Genomic DNA, 17,829 nt, shown 5'->3' with positions numbered 1-17,829 from the left:
TTAAAATTGATAGGACGCCGTCAATTTAATGTTGCGGCCAGGCTCGTAATCGAGAATTTCTGCGCCTCGTTCACCTGACGTTGACGCATGCGAGCGATAGCGACTGTCAAACAAGTTGTCGATCCCTGCCGTCAAAGTGAACCCGTCTACCGTCATTGGTTGCCACTGAGCGAACACGTCGTGTACTGTGTAGCCCGGTTTGGTCAAGTTGCTATCAGGAACTGTGGTCGAGCGCTGAATTTGGGTGTTCCACCCCAGCAGCACATCCCAGCTGTTCAACGCGTAATCCACATTCAAGGCAAGGGTATCGCCGAGGTGGCGAGCGCGACCAAAAATTTGATCCAGTTGATACGCCTCTGAATAACTCACATCCGTGCGACTGTAACTGGCTGACGCCGTCCACTGCTGCCATGCCCAATAGGTACTGGCCTCAAAGCCACGATAGGTGGCATCGCCACGGTTGGTGGTTTCATAAGCCCAGTTACCACTGCCATCTTTGTAACTACGCACCACAATTTCATCATCGAGCTCAGTGCGATACACCGTCAGATTGGCGGTTAACAAGTAGTCTTCTTGCGCCGCGGCATTCGAGAGGCGCATACCAATTTCATCGGTCCGGCCATGCTCGGCTCTCAAGTCTTTATCCGCGCTTTCACTCAGTGCTGTGGTGGTGAATGATTCATTCAATGGCGGCGCTTTGTGCAGCTCTCGACTGTTGGCAAACAGGGTGAGATAGTCAGTAGCGACAAACTCTGCACCCAAGGCCAGCGACACATCATCGTAACGCTGACTCGAGCTGGTCGCTCGACGATCAAAGCTGTCATAACGTACCGCTGGCGTCACAGAAAAGCGTGAGGTCAGCGCTATCTTGTCTTCCACATACAGCGCAATCTTGTCGGCCGACTCCAAAATCTGTACACCCGGTTTGGCAAATTGGGTGTCGTTGTCTTGGTTTTCATAGTGCGCACCGTACGCGAGCTGATGATCGCCAATACGCTGCGATACACTGAGTTTTACCCCAATATTCGTGTCTTCTGCCACGTTAACGCCTTTGCGGTCAGCCAGAAATGGGTGGGTCGCAAATTCGGTTTCATCACGGGTGAGTGACAGCTGGTTATAATAGGCCAGCGCTTTTAATTCGATGGTTTGTGACGGCGTATATTCATAGTTGATCGTCGCGGTATCACGATCGTAGGTCACTGGCAGGGTCATTTCGCCCGTGCGATTGCGGTTGAAGCTCACGCCCATATCAGGACGCGGCAGGTAATCGCCCTTATCGCGGTACTTGTCATAACTGACTTCAAAGCGATGCCCACTCTCAGGCTCCCAACCTAGTTTCACTAAGCCATTAGTGACCTCACCTTCACCGCCGAAGGTACGATGCCCATTGCCGTCTTTAAAGTTGTCGCGATCAAAACGGCTGATATATGCCATCGCATCCCATTCATCACTCAACAACCCATAAACGGTCAATGAGCCTTGTTGGTAATCGTTACTGCCCCAACCGCCACTCAAGCGTGCCCCAAATGTCTCATTCGCACGCAAGAGATCGTACGGATCTTTGGTTTCAAACGCGACCGCGCCCCCCAGCTCGCTGGTGAGAATCGACGATGCGCCCACCGCGACATCAACACGCTGCAAAATGTCAGGATTTAAAGTGAGGTTGCTGATGTGGTGGAACATTTTACCGCCTTGTGAGGCGCCATCGACGGTGATATCCAAATCTTGTTCGGTAAAGCCACGGATATTAATACGCTGGGTAAGCGAGTGCGTGCCGCCCACATCCACACCGGGAATATCACGTAATAAGTCAGAAAGGTGATCGGGCTGCTTCACGGTAAGATCAGCTTCCCCCAGATAACGGGAGGAGCTAGACACTTTTGTGCCCCACACGGATACCGTTTCTATGCTTTCACCTTCGGGGCTATCAGCCATCGCAGAGGGACACAAAGCACTGGCAATGCTCAGCGCAAGCAAAGCCGGACGCGCCTTGACGGGAAGTAACAACGTCATAATTCATTTCCTTCTTGGGTAACCCAAACAACTAAATGATACTAATTCGCATTTATGTTAACGTTTAAGTGATTTTCAGGAAGAAAAAAGAATTATGTGCGTGCATCAAGCTTTTATGCGCAGAGCTTTTATGTGCAGAGCTTTTATGCATAGCGCGTTGATGCAGCATGTTAAGGGGGAAAACTATGGCAGCACCCGTGTCTGTTGTTTGCACACAACGAGAATCCAGCACAGAGGGTCACGCCGAGATCATGGCTAACCACTCGCAAGGAACGCAATCTTTGGTACGTGGGCAGTTCTCACATACCTTATGCCCAGGTGGATTGCAGATCGATGGCGGGATCACCGATGAGTTATGTGATGCCAATGTGCTCCACCGTGCCCATCTGGGGATCACGCTAGTGATAGTACTCGAGGGCGTGCTAGAGTTTGCCTACGATGGCCACACCTATCGGTGTGATGCACGCCACCAGCCCCAAGCGCTTGCCGTCTCCGTGGGTCGTGATAGCACCTTTCGCCGTCGCTTAATTGAAGGTAACCACCTGAAAAAAGTGAATATACTGCTACCCCCCGATTGGCTTAATGGCTATGCAGACGAGCAAGCCTTGCCACTGCTTAGTGGCTTGCATCGCCATCATTTAGGCAGTGTACGCTGGCAACCGAGTACCTCCATACTTGACTCCATTCGCGCCTTATTGCCCAGTATTAATCGGCAACATGAGGCTGATCCCCTGACCCAGCATCTACATGCACTCACCATCATCAAGCATCTGTGTGACCAAGCCGCTCATCGGATCATTGAGCCTGTTGTCGAACACATCCCTACCACCCATGAACCGCAAGTCGCAAAAGCCGTCGCGTATATTGAGACCAAACTGCATACCGCATTGACCTTATCGACCATCGCGCAGGCTTGCGGCCTGAGCCGCAGCACACTGCAGCGTCGTTTTCGTACCCATCTGGGCGTGCCCGTGTCTGATTACATTCGGCGCCGCCGGCTCGCGGTGGTCAAAGAAAAGTTACTGCATGAGGCAATGTCAATTGGCGAAGCGGCTTACTGGGCGGGCTACCATCATCCCTCTAATTTCGTCACCGCATTTAAGCGTCAGTTTGGTATGACGCCCGGGCAGTTGATCCAGTCGCACACCCATGCGGTGTGATCATGGTATTTGTGTATACTCATCCTATTAGCATGAAAAGGAAAAAGTATGAGACAGGGTCGCCGCTTCGCACTGACGGCTGGGGCGTTGATTGCCGCATTAGGCGCCAGTGCGCTTTATATTGTTCACTCGCAACAAGCCACCGCGCCTGCAAACGCATCGCATACCGTCGAGGCGCCAACGTTTGTGACCGTCAACAGCCAAACAGCGCTTGATGCAGAGCTCGCCAACGCAGCCGCGAGTCAGAAAATCGCCTTTGTCGATTACTACGCCGATTGGTGCATTCCGTGTAAGCAGTTCGCCACACAAACCTTTACCGATCCCGACGTGGCTCAGCAACTTAACCGCATGCACCGGATTAAAGTGAACCTTAGCCATAATCGTCCTGAAGATTTTGCCCTTATGCGTCGCCAAAATGTAGCGGGCTTACCCACCCTCGACTTTTGGCTACCCAGTGGTGAACGACATGAAACCGCACGCGTAACCGGCTTTTTACCTCCCGAGACATTTCTCTCCCATCTTTCTGAACACGGACTCATGGTTCGGGCCAAAAGCAAGGAATGATCAATCTCTTAGTTCCTTTGTTACAAAATTGATAAACCGCACACCCAGTGGTAGCGTTGAAAGAAACACGGGAGCGGCATAAACACCATGGAAGCGCAACATACCATTGTGATCGCTGACGACCATCCGCTGTTTCGAAATGCCTTATTTCAATCAGTGCATATGGCTGTCAGCGGCGCGAATCTACTCGAAGCAGATAGTCTGGATAGTTTGAACGATCTGTTGGCACGCGATGCTGAGGTCGATTTAGTGCTACTGGATCTAAAAATGCCGGGGGCCAATGGCATGTCGGGATTAATTGCCCTGCGTCACCAATACCCGACGCTGCCGATTGTGGTAGTCTCCGCCAGTGAAGAGCCCAGTGTAATCCGTCAAGTGCGCTCCCATGGCGCGTTCGGCTTTATTCCTAAATCCAGCGATATGCGTACGCTGGTACAATCGTTAACCCAAGTCCTCGAAGGCACCCCCTGCTTTCCTGATGATTTAGGTGACGATGACGACAGTGAATGCCTGTCGAGCAAATTAGCCGCCTTAACGCCGCAACAATACAAAGTACTACGTATGCTTTGCGATGGCTTGCTGAATAAACAGATCGCTTACGACTTAGCGGTCTCCGAAGCCACTATCAAAGCCCATATGACGGCTATTTTTCGCAAGCTCGGGGTAAAAAATCGCACCCAAGCGGTGATTTTATTGCAGCAATCGAATATCGAACTTTGATACGCTAGCGCCACATCTCGACCTTGGAGCGCCGCTTATGTTAAGTATTCTTGCTACGCAATTCGTGATTTTATGGGCCGTGATCGATCCTGTCGGTAGCGTGCCCATCTATCTCTCGCAAACCAGCCACATGACCCCCAAACAAAAGCGCCGCGTGGCCGTAAAAGCGGTAGCGATCGCGTTCGCGATTTTATTGTTCTTCTTAATTGTCGGTCAGCTTTTACTCGAAGCCATGCAAATCCCTTTGCCCGCCTTTCAGGCGGCAGGCGGGCTGGTATTGCTGTTATTTTCTTTAACCATGATTTTCGGCGAGGGCAAACCCAGTCAAGAAGCCAAAATGCTCAGCGAAAACGTGGATAAGGCCGAGATAGCCGCCACCGCGGTGTATCCCTTGGCGGTGCCGTCTATCGCCTCACCCGGCGCGATGATGGCCATCGTCATGCTCACGGATAACAACCGCTATGCCATTGCTGAGCAAGCCATTACTGCCGGAGTGATGTTTTTAGTCTTAGCCGCGACCTTGGTCTTACTCCTTGGGGCCAATGTGATACACAAAGTGATCGGCAACGTCGGCGCCTCGATTGTCAGTCGTGTCATGGGGCTAATCCTCGCCTCCGTCGCCGTTGCTAATTTGCTCGAAGGGATCCAAAAGTTTTATCACCTGACTTAGACCTTTGGCGCAAGTCGTGGCTAGCTCACCCCGAGCTAGCCCAACCTAGCTCACAAAAATCCTGCCTTTTCGCCATATTGGCGCCCTTGTGGCTCGACTAAAGTTGCAATGTCGCTTTGCCCATCCACTGCTATCGTCTTCATGTAACATTCCATTAACGTGTTAAACAAGGAGATGGCGATGGCGTTTCAAAGCAAGGAACACGCGAAAGCCTACTGGGAGAGAAACGTAAAACTGATGATCAGCTTGCTGATTGTCTGGTTTGTTGTCTCATTCGGTTTTGGGATCTTATTCGTAGATGCCCTCAACACGATTCAAATCGCAGGCTATAAATTGGGATTTTGGTTCGCTCAACAAGGCTCAATTTATACCTTCCTTGGCATCATTTTTGTGTATGCCAAACAGATGCGCAAACTCGATCGCGAGTTCGGTGTAGACGACGAGTAAGAGGGAACACGCATGGATTTAAGAACCATTACTTACATTGTTGTCGGGTTCACGTTCGCCCTCTATATCGGGATTGCGATCTGGGCTCGAGCAGGCTCAACCAAAGAGTTTTATGTCGCTGGCGGTGGGGTTAACCCCGTTGCAAACGGGATGGCCACCGCAGCCGACTGGATGTCAGCAGCCTCCTTCATTTCTATGGCCGGTTTGATTGCCTTTATGGGTTATGGCGGCTCGGTCTTTTTGATGGGCTGGACCGGTGGCTTTGTGCTGCTCGCCCTACTCCTCGCACCTTACCTGCGTAAATTTGGCAAGTTTACCGTCCCCGAGTTTGTCGGTGAGCGCTTTTATTCGAAAACCGCGCGTATCGTGGCGGTGGTTTGCTTGATTATCGCTTCGGTCACTTATGTTATCGGTCAGATGAAAGGGGTTGGGGTCGCATTTGGACGCTTCTTGGAAGTCGATTACTCCACTGGGCTGTTAATCGGTATGGTGATTGTCTTTATGTATTCCGTGATGGGCGGGATGAAAGGCATTACTTATACCCAAATTGCTCAGTATTGCGTGCTTATTTTGGCGTATACGATCCCTGCTATTTTTATCTCGCTGAAGCTCACCGGCAATCCGTTCCCACAGTTAGGCCTGGGTAGCACCATGGCAGGTACGGATCAGTATTTGCTCGACCGGCTCGACCAAGTGGTCACCGAGCTCGGTTTTGTCGAATACACTACCGCGGTGCGTGGCAGCACGCTCAATATGTTTGCCTACACCATGTCGCTGATGATCGGTACCGCAGGTCTACCTCACGTAATTATTCGCTTTTTCACCGTTCCTAAGGTGCGCGATGCGCGAACCTCTGCTGGCTGGGCACTCTTCTTTATCGCGATTTTGTATACCTCAGCCCCTGCAGTCGCCGCGATGGCTCGCTTAAACTTGATGGACACCGTCAATCTACCTAATGGTGATAATTTGCTGTACGACGAGCGTCCGGACTGGTTTAAAAACTGGGAAACTACTGGCCTGCTCGGTTTTGAAGACAAAAACGGTGACCAGAAAATTCAGTACACCTCTGATCCAGAAACCAATGAGCTGCGTGTTGACCGCGATATCATGGTGCTCGCTAATCCCGAAATTGCCAAGCTGCCTAACTGGGTGATTGCACTAGTGGCTGCCGGTGGTCTTGCTGCGGCACTGTCGACTGCCGCTGGGTTATTGCTTGCGATATCGTCAGCCATATCCCACGACTTAATCAAAGGGGTCGTTAACCCGAATATCAGTGAAAAAGGCGAGCTCATGGCGAGCCGGATATCCATGGCATTAGCCATCGCCGGTGCTGGCTATTTGGGACTGAATCCGCCTGGCTTCGCCGCTGGAACGGTGGCATTAGCCTTTGGTCTCGCCGCTTCATCAATCTTCCCAGTACTGATGATGGGGATCTTTACCAAGACCATCAACAAGGAAGGGGCGATCGCAGGGATGGTTGCGGGGATCAGTGTCACCCTGTTCTATGTATTCCAACACAAAGGGATCCTATTTATCCCTGAATGGACATACCTAGAAGGTCTTGGCAGCAATTGGATCTTAGGGATTGAACCTAATGCATTTGGTGCCGTCGGTGCAATCTGTAACTTTGTGGTGGCTATCCTCGTTTCTCGAGTGACCAAAGAAACCCCACAAGAGGTACAAGATTTGGTCGAACACGTTCGCATGCCATCGGGCGCAGGCGATGCGCAATCACACTAATACAGTATTAACCTATCAAGCCCCTACGGGGGCTTTTATACTATTGGTTACTTCCAGCCAAGGAGAGGCCTGATGTCAACGGTCACACGATTATTAACGAACAAGCATGTCGTCATTGCGATGCTGGTTGCGCCAGTCTTAGCCATCATCGCTTATTTTGCCGTCGATGCCAGTGTGTCTGAGCCCCCTCAAGCGGCCCAGTCAGGACAAAGTTACCCGCTTGCGGTTCGCTCAAATTGTCGTTACACCAGTGGCTTTTGTCAGCTTGAAAATGGCGATATAAAGTTAAAATTAGAATCTGACGGCGTGCAGAATAATCGGCTAACACTGCGTTTAGCGAGCGCGTTACCCCTCGAAGGCGCGAGGATCAGCATGGCGCATACAGGCAACGAGCCTCAGCCACAATCAATGCAAGCGACAGATGAAACCGGCACGACTTGGCAGGTGTCGCTTCCCGCCCCCGCCAATGAGCAAGCGCAAATTCGACTCGCAGTGAGTGTGGATGGTAGCTACTACTTTGCCGAGGCACCGACCACTTTTATTGAGCATAAAACATTCTACAGCGAGCATCAGAAAGCACAGGACGCGTCCTAGTCTTTGCTACGCATCGCTGCCCATTAAATAGCCACGAATGGCGTGCACGATCGTGGCGACTTTATGCTCATAGGCCTGCTCCGTCAGCCAGTGGTTCACGTCCGTCCAGCCATTGCTGTCCAAATGGGCAAGATCGTCTATGTCGATATGTCCATCCACGGGATTAAACCGACCTTCCACTCGGACCGTGCCAATGTCTGTGTCGAGACGAGAAATACTAAATGGATCCATTACTGTCCTCGTTGCTGTAATAAAGCGCGAAGTTTGAGTGGTTTTACTGGCTTGGAAATGTAAGCAAACCCCAGTCCAGTGACCGATTGTTGAATGTCAGCACTGCGATCTGCGCTGATAATCGCGCCACGGAAACAGCGCCCTAAACGCAACTGACATTGTTGTAAGACCTGCAACCCCGTTTGTTGATTAGCTAAATGGTAGTCACTGAGCACAAACTCTGGGTGCCAATCGTCATTAATTTGTTGCATCGCGCCACTGACATCCGGCGCACAACGGACATCACACCCCCAGCGCGATAACAACTGTGCCATGCCGGTTAGAATATCGGCTTCGTTATCCACACACAGCACACGGCATCCTTTCAGCGCACTCGCTGCAACATCACTGTGTGAGCGCGGCTCGGCGGGCACCACGGCCTCGGGAGTGCCTTGATCAACCGAGATAGAAAAAACCGTGCCTTTGCCGGGCCAAGAGCGCAACCCAAGCGGCTGCTGTAAGATCTGGCTGATCCCTTTCGCGATCGCAAGTCCCAGCCCCAATCCTTGCTCTGCACCTTGACGGTCAAGGCGAGTAAATTCTTGGAAAATATCTTGCTGACGATCATGCGGGATCCCTGCTCCATCATCCCACACTTCAATACGGTATCGGTTTTCTTCGCGACGTACTCCCAATAACACCCGCCCCCTCGGGTTATAGCGAAAGGCATTAGTCAAAAAGTTTTGCAGTACGCGGCGAAGCAGTTTTTTATCTGAACGAACCCAGCCTTGACAGTGTTGAACATCAAAGCGCATGCCTTGTTGGTTGGCCAATACGCCAAACTCTGCTTCCAATGCCGTGAGTACATCATTTAATGCAAAGTGTTCAATCCGTGCTTTCATCTTGCCCGACTCTAATCGCGAGATATCCAGCAAGTCACCAATCAAATCCTCTGCCCCTTCCAGTGCGCTTTCAATGTGGCCAGCAACCCGTTGCGTGTCGGCATTATGGGCAATCTCCGATAGCGAGGAGGCAAATAAGCGCGCCGCATTCAAAGGCTGCATCAAGTCGTGACTGACCGCCGCGAGAAAACGGCTTTTCGACTGAGACGCCGATTCAGCTTTACGGGTGGCATCAATCAAACGGCTATTGAGGGATTCAAGCTCACGGGTGCGCTCCGTCACTCGTGCTTCCAAGGTTTCATTGGATTGCTTAAGCGCCGCCTCCGCTTGGCGAAACGCAGTAATGTCGGTAAAGGTCATCACGAACCCACCACCGGGCATGGGGTTACCTTGGAGCTCAATGACCCGTCCATCAGGGTGCACACGTGAGGAGGTATGCGGCTGACGGCGTGTTAAATGATGGACTCGTTTCTCTACATGCTCTTCCGGATCGCCCGGTCCACAAAGTCCGCGTTGGGCATTAAATCGAATCAAATCAGCGACCGGGCGTCCCACCTGAATCAATCCGGGTGGAAACTGAAACATATCAATATAACGTTGGTTCCACGCCACCAGCCGTAGCTGTTTGTCGACCACCGAGATCCCTTGATTAATATGTTCAATAGCGCCTTGGAGCAAACCGCGCGAGAAATCAAACAACTCAGACGCTTCATCAACAATGGTGGCAATTTCTTCCAGCTGCATATTCCGCCCTTGTAAGGCAGACGATAGCACCAGCCGCGCAGACGATGCCCCAAACACTCCCGCCAACACGCGTTCAGTATGACGAATCAAAGGGGCACTTGCTTGCTGTTGCGGGATCAAGTCTTCACCACGTTGATCGGCAAATTGGCTAAATGCCTGACGCATCCGCCGCCGGCCAACAAAACGGGCCGCAAGCATTTCCAGTTCTGCCACCGTGACTCGACTTTGATATAGGCGTGCATCTTCACTTTCTGGTAGCGGCATGCCCACAAATGCGGCGGCTTGCAGTCGCTCACTCAAAGACGGTCGGGTTAACAGTGACACGGCCACAAAACTGGCAGCGTTCATTAACACACTAAATGCCAAGCCCCAATCGATGGGATCTAGCGTTGCAATAGGCGCAATCGCCGGTGGTGTGATCACCCAAATCAACAAGTTGCTCTGCCCATCGCCGGCAAGCATGCCGGTTTGCGTCATCATGGTGATCAGCCACAAGCTAAATCCTACCGCCAAGCCGGCATACACGCCTTTCTTATTACCTTGGCGCCAATATAAGGCACCGATCATCGCGGGAGCAAACTGCGCAATGGCCGCAAAAGAGAGAAAGCCAATTTCTGATAAAGTTGGCACCGTTAAAATCAGGTGGTAAAAGCCCCAAGCGGCAATAAGAATCAGGAAAATTAAGGCGCGACGGACGTTGAGCAAAAGGCCAGAGAACTGCGTGAAGTTACGCGACGTCATCTTCATCCGCCGCAGTAAAAGGGGCAACACCAGATCATTCGAGACCATAATGGCAAGCGCAATGGTCGAGACAATGACCATACCACTCGCCGCTGATGCGCCCCCCATGAAAGCCAATAACGCCATGCCTTCGGCACCCACCGATAAGGGCAAACGAATCACATACGTATCCGCTGGGGCGTCTGGGATCAGCATTTGTCCGGCGTACGCGAGTGGCAAAACAAATACCAACATCAGTAATAGATAGGTAGGGAATACTTTGCGGGCAGTATTGAGATCGCTGGCACGGGTATTCTCCACCACCATGGTATGAAACTGACGCGGCAAACAAATAATGGCTGCGGCAGTTAGAAAGGTATGAATGATTAAATTACCAATATCCGGCCGTCCGATTACGCCAGACTCTTCGAGACTCATGGGCAAGCTCGGCGCTTGAAACAAGAGTGCCACCACAAATACGCCAATGCCCAAAAAGGCGACCAGTTTGATCACCGATTCAAACGCAATCGCCATCATCATACCGCGATGGTGCTCGGTGCTATCGATATGGCGTGTGCCAAACAACACGGTGAACATCGCGAGCGAGATGCATACCAACCATGCTATTTGGGGTTGCTCTAGGCCAATGCTGGCTCCGAGCTCAGGCGAAAGCACATCTAACCCCATAGCGATACCGCGCAGCTGCAGCGCGATATAGGGCAGAACACCGATGACAGCAATCAAGGTAACCACCACCGCCAATCCTTGTGATTTGCCATAACGTGCCGCGATAAAGTCGGCAATCGAAGTGATGTGCTCTCGTTTGGCAATTAAGATCATGCGGGCGAGAAAGCGCCATCCCAGCGTGAACACTAAAATGGGCGCTAAATAGATAGGTAAAAACGACCACGGCGAGCTAGAGGCTTGACCGACCGTACCGAAGAAAGTCCACGAGGTACAATAGACCGCGATAGAAAGGCTATAGATCCAAGGGCGCCACGTTCGTAGCCAACGCGGGCGGCTGTCGCCATACCATGCGATGGCAAACAGCGTCCCCATGTACAGTAGTGAAACCGAGACAATTACCCAGCCTTGTGTCATGACTCCCTTCCTGACTCCTGCGTATTTTTCGTCCGCCTAGAAGGGTGTAACACGCGACAGACACCGGCTCAATCTTCCTGTCTCGGCTTTGTGGACCTCGTGGCTAACTTTGCTGCAAGCGGGCCTTTCTTGCTTGTTGGTACTGAGGTTCATGCAAAGGCAGTAACAGCGCCGGCAGTGCCAGCAACGCCATCGCATAGAAAGTCCACGCTGGAGAAAAGTCATACACCCAACCGCTGGCTGCCGTCAGCGCCGCGACCACCGCGCCCATGGGGAGGGCGTTATAGGCGGCTTGTACCGCGACAAGGCGCGTCCCACATTCGCGTTGAATATATTGCATGGCACCCAAATGGGCGGCGGCAAAGGTAATTCCGTGGAGAAGTTGTACCATTATCACTGGCGCCAAGGCTGTCGTCGAGCCAGTGATCCCCCATCGCACTAACACGCCGAGCGCGGCAAGACGGAACAAGGCTTTGGCAGACCACCCACCAAAAAGACGTGCGCCCAGTGCAAAAACCGCCACTTCCGAGACCACACCCAGACTCCACAAATAGCCCACGATGCTTTCGCTGTAACCGGCATGCTTCCAATAGATAGCGCTAAAACTGTAATACGCGGCATGACTGCCTTGTAGCAAGGAGGCGATCAGCAGGAATACCACAATGTGGGGGTCACGAAAAAGTTGGCGCATCGACACCTTACTGTGGGCCGCGTCATGCTCACTTTCCGGCATTACTGTCGGGCGACGTAAGGTTAACAGCAAGCAAGCCGACAAGCCTCCAATCGCAACCCAAGGGATAATCGCGGCGGTTTCCTCGGTTACCAGCCATCCTGTCAAGCTTGACCCGACAATAAAAGCAATCGACCCCCATAAGCGTGTTCGACCATAGTCGATAATCTGATGACGTGCATAATAGTTCGCTAACGCGTCGGACAAAGGCACCGATGGCCCAATCGCCAGATTAAAGAGCACAGTCACCAACGCAAGCCACGCAATGTTCGCTCCCATTACAGGGTGCAAGGCACAGGTTAACAACGCCATTAAGGTTAAGCCACGCAGTGCAGGCAGTAACGACTCCACCCGCTGCACTTTGGGAGTAAACACTAAGTTGGCCACACAACGAGTTGCAAAGCCCAAGCCAATCAGCGTACCAATCACCCCGGCATGCAACCCCATGTAATCAAACCAAACCGCCCAAAACGGCAAGTAGACACCGTAAGAGAAAAAGAAACCGCCAAAGTACTCTGACAGCCAACGAAAAGGAGAACAGTGGGACAAGCTCATTTCATTACTTCACATCAAGATAGATTCGCGGCTAAGTGTCTCAACTCTTTGACATGAAAAAAAGCCCTACTCAGCGAATATCCTCATCACTTCGTTGATCTCAGCCTAGGTTTCGCCGCAACTGGCTAGACTAAAGTCGGCTAGCCGGAACAGATAACGTGCGACACACTAGAAATATTATTGTGGGGAGTGCGATTATGCCTGAACCGTTTGACACCTCTCATGCACCGTTTGATTGCCTGACGGCGTCCCAAGTCAAGCAATGCCGCCAAGCCATAGACGTTGCCTACTTCCGACGTGGCGATACGCTGCTCGCCGCCGGTGATAGTGGCGATCAGCTCTTTATCATTATCAAAGGCAGTGTGGAAGAGGTGTCGGAAGACGGCAAAGAAACCTTTTCGCACTACACCACGGATGATCTATTTGATGTCCCAGCGATATTAAACGGGACCGCCAAGCACCAATATCGCGCCCTAGAAGATACTTTATGTCACTTACTGCCTGCCGAGGTGTTCCTCGCCATTTATCATACCAATCAAGATTTTAGTGCTTACTTCGATACCAACTTACAGCGCCGTCAGCAGCTAATCGCACAAGCTCGTCAGCAGCAGAACTTAGCCGAGTTCATGCTCACTCGCATTGACGATAGCAATATTCAACCAGCGCTGTGCGTAACACCCGATGTGCCCCTTAGGGACGCCACCGCAAAAATGAAAGCACAACGCTGTGATTGCGCCTTGGTCGACTACGAGGACGGAAGTTGCGGCATTATTACCCGCACCAATCTACTGCATGCCTTGGTACTCGACGGCCATGACCAATCGGTCCCGGTGGGAAATATTGCTACCCGCCCTGTGATCAGTGTCGAGCGAGGTGACTTTCTCTTTCATGCCATGATCACCATGACGCGTCAGCGAGTGAAGCGTGTCCGTGTCGTCGATGATCAGGAACAGACCGTCGGCACGCTCGATCTTCCACAAGTGCTGAGCTTGTTCTCCACCCATTCTCATGTGCTTAACTTACGCATTGCACGCGCGCAAACCGTCGATGAACTGGTGTTAGCGGCAAATAGCCAAAGCAAATTGGTTCATACCCTCTTTAACAACGGTATCCACACCCGCTTTGTGATGAAGCTCATCGCGACCGTGAATGAACAAATCATGGAAAAAGCGTTTCGCCTCATCGTGCCCGAGCCCTATCAGCAGCAATGCTGTTTGGTGGTGATGGGCTCGGAAGGGCGCGGCGAGCAAGTACTTAAAACCGATCAAGATAACGCACTCATTTTGGCCGATGATCTCACCTGGCCCGAGTGCCAAACCGTGATGGAGGCCTTTTCACATACCTTAAATCTACTCGGCTATCCGCCCTGCCCTGGGCAGGTGATGGTCAGTAACCCCAAGTGGGTGAAAAGCGCGTCTCAATGGCAACAAACCATTCGTAACTTAGCGCAAAGTGCTAATCATCAAAGCGTGATGGATTTAGCCATTCTCGCCGATTCGCATCCTGTTGCGGGCGACAGCCAGCTTATCGACGCGGTTCAAACGCCACTTAAAGCCTCGCTCAGCGACAATATGCTGACCTTAAATACCTTTGTGCGCCCGGCATTAGCGTTCAAAGTCCCTTTGACGGTGTTTGGCTCATTAAAGAGTGGTAAAGAAGGGCTCGACATCAAAAAAGGCGGCATCTTTCCGATTGTGCACGGTATTCGCACTATGAGCCTAGAAAAAGGGGTCAGCGAAACCAATACCTTTGAGCGGATTGAGAGGCTGGCTAACATAGGGACACTGGCCGAAGAAACGGCAGAGAATCTCGCCGAGGCGCTGAAGCTATTTATCCGACTGCGGTTACGCCAACAATTAAGTGGTGAGCAACAGAGTAACTATATCGATGTCTCTACGCTTCCTTCCAGTGAGCGAGATCTTTTGCGTCACGGTTTACATGTGGTGAAAAAGTTCAAAGAATCCCTCGCCTATCACTACCATGTGAGGGACTAACGTGAACTGGTTGTCACGTCAATGGTACCGCTACCGATTGCGGACATCGTCCTACCGCGCGCTCTTCTTACCCTCGGATCGCAGCACAGTGATCTCGCTCGACTGCGAAACCACCAGCTTAGATCCAGAGCGTGCAGAACTCGTTACTATCGCCGCCACTCCAATTCAAGGGAATCGAATACTCACCAGCCAAGCGCTCACCTTGACCTTAGTGGCGCCAAAAAGCTTGAACGCAGGCTCGGTCCGCATTCATCAGTTGCGCCATCAAGATCTTGAACAGGGTGTCAGCGCTGAGCAAGCCATGACGACGTTAATCGCCTTCATCCATAACCATCCTTTGGTTGGCTACCACATTCGCTACGACAAAACGATCTTAGATCGCTACGCACGGCGTTTTTTAGGCTTTCCGTTACCCAATCCCGTGATTGAAGTTAGCGATATTTATCAACGTCAATTAGAGCGTTTACTGCCCAATGCCTACCATGACATCAGCATGGAAGCGATCAGTCGCCATTTAGACCTCCCTTTGCCCGCCCGTCATGATGCACTGGACGATACTATCGCCGCCGCTTTGATTTACGTGCGCTTGCAATATGGCGACATGCCTATGCTACGTTCGCAATAGCCAACAGCGACCCAGCGTTACGACACGTATTGCACAAAAAGTGAGATCAATCCCGCAATCTATGGTCCAACAAGCGCACAAAATACTTATAAATCAATGGCCTCATCCTAAAGTCTAATTGCCGGACCCCACGAACTGTCACACCTTTAAGGGCATGGTTTTCATTTGCCAGGCAGCGGTACAGCCTGACATCTCACGACATGGAAGCGCCGCATGAGATTACGCGGACACGAGGAGAAACAGGATGAGCGATAGTCACGTATACCCCGTCATGCCTTCAATTGCACAAAAGGCACACGCGGATGAAGCCACCTACCAAGCGCTTTATCAGCAATCAGTGACCGATCCCGAAGGCTTTTGGCGCGAACACGGGCAAATTCTTGATTGGATCAAACCCTATACCAAGGTGAAACATACCTCTTTTGATACCGGCCACGTCGATATTCGTTGGTTTGAAGATGGTACCTTGAATGTGGCCGCCAACTGTATCGATCGTCATCTTAACGACAAAGGCGATCAGGTTGCCTTAATTTGGGAAGGAGACGATCCGAAGGACGATGCCACGCTAACCTACAAGCAGCTCCACCAACAGGTGTGCCAATTTGCCAATGCGCTTAAAGACAATGGCGTGAAAAAGGGTGATGTAGTCTGTCTTTATATGCCGATGGTCATGGAAGCCGCGGTCGCGATGCTCGCCTGTGCCCGTATTGGCGCCGTGCACACAGTGGTATTTGGCGGTTTCTCACCTGAAGCGCTGGCGGGACGTATTATCGACTCCAACGCTAAAGTCGTGGTTACCGCGGATGAAGGCGTTCGTGGCGGCCGTGCAGTACCATTGAAAAAGAACGTCGATGAAGCCCTTGCCAACAGCAAAGTCACGTCAGTCAATAACGTGCTGGTTTTCAAACGCACAGGGGGGCAAGTTGATTGGCACGAAGGTCGCGACGTGTGGTGGCATGAAGCCACCGCAAATGCATCAACCGATTGCCCTCCCGAAGAAATGAATGCCGAAGATCCTTTATTTATCCTCTATACATCTGGCTCAACCGGGACGCCAAAAGGGGTACTGCATACCACAGGCGGCTACCTCGTGTATGCTGCGATGACCTTCAAATACGTTTTTGATTATCAAGACGGGGAGGTGTTCTGGTGTACTGCCGATGTGGGTTGGATCACCGGCCACAGCTATCTCATTTATGGCCCGCTAGCTAATGGCGCGAAGACGATTTTATTTGAAGGCGTGCCCACCTACCCATCAACCGCCCGCATGAGCGAAGTGGTTGATAAACACCAAGTGAATATTTTATATACCGCACCGACCGCCATCCGCGCGTTGATGGCCAAAGGTAACGAAGCCGTTGAGGGAACGACACGTAGCTCACTGCGCATTATGGGCTCGGTGGGTGAACCCATTAACCCAGAAGCCTGGGAATGGTACTACACCACCATTGGCAATCGTCAAAGCCCGATTGTGGATACGTGGTGGCAAACAGAAACTGGCGGCATATTGATCACCCCCTTGCCCGGCGCGACCGCCCTCAAACCCGGTTCTGCCACCCGGCCATTCTTTGGCGTACAACCTGCGTTGGTTGATAACGTCGGCAACATTGTCGATGGCGCGGCTGAAGGGAATTTGGTGATGCTGGACTCGTGGCCGGGACAAATGCGTACCGTGTTTGGCGACCACGACCGCTTTGAGCAAACGTATTTCTCAACCTTCAAGGGCATGTACTTTACCGGTGACGGCGCGCGTCGCGATGAGGACGGCTACTACTGGATTACAGGTCGTGTCGATGATGTCCTTAACGTATCCGGCCACCGAATGGGGACAGCAGAAATCGAGTCCGCGTTGGTGGCCTTTGATAAAATTGCCGAAGCCGCCATCGTGGGTGTGCCACACGACATCAAAGGCCAAGCGATTTATGCCTACATCACTCTGAACGCTGGTGAGGTGCCCAGCGCCGAGCTGCATAAAGAGGTGAAAGAGTGGGTACGCAAAGAGATTGGCCCTATTGCGACGCCCGATTTTATCCATTGGACCGACGCCTTACCCAAAACGCGTTCCGGAAAAATCATGCGCCGTATTCTGCGCAAAATCGCCACCGGTGATACAGGTAGTCTTGGCGACACCTCAACGCTGGCCGATCCGAGTGTGGTCGACAAGCTGATTGCCGAGAAAGAAAACGTGGTGTAGCGCAACGATACGATTGCTTAGCAACCTTTGCCGCCTACGGGCGGCTTTTTTTGTTTTTATGATCTGTGCCACTGAACTGTCTGGGCGAACACCACTCCTATCCTTATTGTCGATAAAAAACACATAACCTTGACAGTACAGCAATC

General features: G+C 51.8%; 14 protein-coding genes. 10 read left to right on the top strand and 4 right to left on the bottom strand.

Translation table 11 applies throughout. The annotated features are described in order from the left end of the window. A complete protein-coding gene (locus BZG84_RS10225; protein ID WP_077678172.1) occupies positions 1 to 2,013 on the bottom strand; it encodes a TonB-dependent receptor domain-containing protein in 2,013 nt (670 codons plus the stop codon). Positions 2,014 to 2,198: 185 nt separating this feature from the next. On the opposite strand from BZG84_RS10225, the gene BZG84_RS10220 reads away from it, so the two are divergent. The 7 genes from BZG84_RS10220 to BZG84_RS10190 all read left to right on the top strand — a co-directional run bounded on the left by BZG84_RS10220 (position 2,199) and on the right by BZG84_RS10190 (position 7,908). Beyond that, positions 2,199 to 3,173: a helix-turn-helix domain-containing protein gene (locus BZG84_RS10220; protein WP_158011483.1), complete on the top strand. Its 975-nt coding sequence runs from the start codon at positions 2,199 to 2,201 to the stop codon at positions 3,171 to 3,173. A 48-nt stretch (positions 3,174 to 3,221) separates the two neighbouring features. Then, positions 3,222 to 3,737, top strand: coding sequence for a thioredoxin fold domain-containing protein (locus BZG84_RS10215; protein WP_077479083.1), 516 nt, complete (start codon positions 3,222 to 3,224; stop codon positions 3,735 to 3,737). Between the two features lie 87 nt (positions 3,738 to 3,824). Next, positions 3,825 to 4,457 carry a response regulator transcription factor gene (locus BZG84_RS10210; protein WP_077479082.1) on the top strand — a complete coding sequence of 211 codons (633 nt, stop codon included), beginning with the start codon at positions 3,825 to 3,827 and terminating at the stop codon, positions 4,455 to 4,457. Positions 4,458 to 4,494: 37 nt separating this feature from the next. After that, positions 4,495 to 5,127, top strand: a complete 633-nt coding sequence (locus BZG84_RS10205; RefSeq protein ID WP_077479081.1) for a MarC family protein — start codon at positions 4,495 to 4,497, stop codon at positions 5,125 to 5,127. A gap of 180 nt (positions 5,128 to 5,307) precedes the next feature. Beyond that, complete coding sequence (locus tag BZG84_RS10200) at positions 5,308 to 5,574, top strand: DUF4212 domain-containing protein (protein ID WP_069586971.1); 267 nt, start codon at positions 5,308 to 5,310, stop codon at positions 5,572 to 5,574. A 12-nt stretch (positions 5,575 to 5,586) separates the two neighbouring features. Next, entirely contained in the window at positions 5,587 to 7,314 is a 1,728-nt protein-coding gene (locus BZG84_RS10195) for a sodium:solute symporter family protein (RefSeq protein ID WP_077456064.1), read from the top strand. Positions 7,315 to 7,386: 72 nt separating this feature from the next. After that, positions 7,387 to 7,908 (top strand): hypothetical protein, encoded by a 522-nt coding sequence (locus tag BZG84_RS10190; protein WP_077678171.1) that lies wholly within the window; start codon positions 7,387 to 7,389, stop codon positions 7,906 to 7,908. 6 nt (positions 7,909 to 7,914) lie between these two features. Here BZG84_RS10190 and BZG84_RS10185 read toward each other — a convergent pair whose 3' ends face one another. The 3 genes from BZG84_RS10185 to BZG84_RS10175 form a co-directional block, all read right to left on the bottom strand. Then, positions 7,915 to 8,139 carry a hypothetical protein gene (locus BZG84_RS10185; protein ID WP_077678170.1) on the bottom strand — a complete coding sequence of 75 codons (225 nt, stop codon included), beginning with the start codon at positions 8,137 to 8,139 and terminating at the stop codon, positions 7,915 to 7,917. After that, the gene (locus BZG84_RS10180; protein WP_077678169.1) at positions 8,139 to 11,585 is read right to left on the bottom strand and encodes a hybrid sensor histidine kinase/response regulator; all 3,447 of its coding nucleotides are present in this window, start codon (positions 11,583 to 11,585) and stop codon (positions 8,139 to 8,141) included. Before BZG84_RS10180 ends, BZG84_RS10185 begins: the two co-directional genes overlap by 1 nt. Before the next feature lie 103 nt (positions 11,586 to 11,688). Next, the gene (locus BZG84_RS10175; protein WP_077456060.1) at positions 11,689 to 12,870 is read right to left on the bottom strand and encodes a 3-phenylpropionate MFS transporter; all 1,182 of its coding nucleotides are present in this window, start codon (positions 12,868 to 12,870) and stop codon (positions 11,689 to 11,691) included. 197 nt (positions 12,871 to 13,067) lie between these two features. Here BZG84_RS10175 and BZG84_RS10170 point away from each other — a divergent pair, with 197 nt between their 5' ends. The 3 genes from BZG84_RS10170 to acs all read left to right on the top strand — a co-directional run bounded on the left by BZG84_RS10170 (position 13,068) and on the right by acs (position 17,683). Further along, the gene (locus BZG84_RS10170) at positions 13,068 to 14,864 is read left to right on the top strand and encodes a DUF294 nucleotidyltransferase-like domain-containing protein (protein WP_077678168.1); all 1,797 of its coding nucleotides are present in this window, start codon (positions 13,068 to 13,070) and stop codon (positions 14,862 to 14,864) included. A 1-nt stretch (position 14,865) separates the two neighbouring features. Beyond that, positions 14,866 to 15,489 (top strand): 3'-5' exonuclease, encoded by a 624-nt coding sequence (locus tag BZG84_RS10165; RefSeq protein WP_069586978.1) that lies wholly within the window; start codon positions 14,866 to 14,868, stop codon positions 15,487 to 15,489. A 244-nt stretch (positions 15,490 to 15,733) separates the two neighbouring features. Then, the gene (acs, locus tag BZG84_RS10160) at positions 15,734 to 17,683 is read left to right on the top strand and encodes an acetate--CoA ligase (RefSeq protein WP_077479075.1); all 1,950 of its coding nucleotides are present in this window, start codon (positions 15,734 to 15,736) and stop codon (positions 17,681 to 17,683) included. Positions 17,684 to 17,829: the final 146 nt, after the last annotated feature.

The organism is Salinivibrio sp. PR932 (assembly GCF_001996125.1).
GTDB classification, from domain to species: Bacteria; Pseudomonadota; Gammaproteobacteria; order Enterobacterales; family Vibrionaceae; genus Salinivibrio; species Salinivibrio proteolyticus.
The sequence above is the reverse complement of the archived record's forward strand: the minus strand, read 5'-3'. Positions and strand labels throughout refer to the sequence as shown.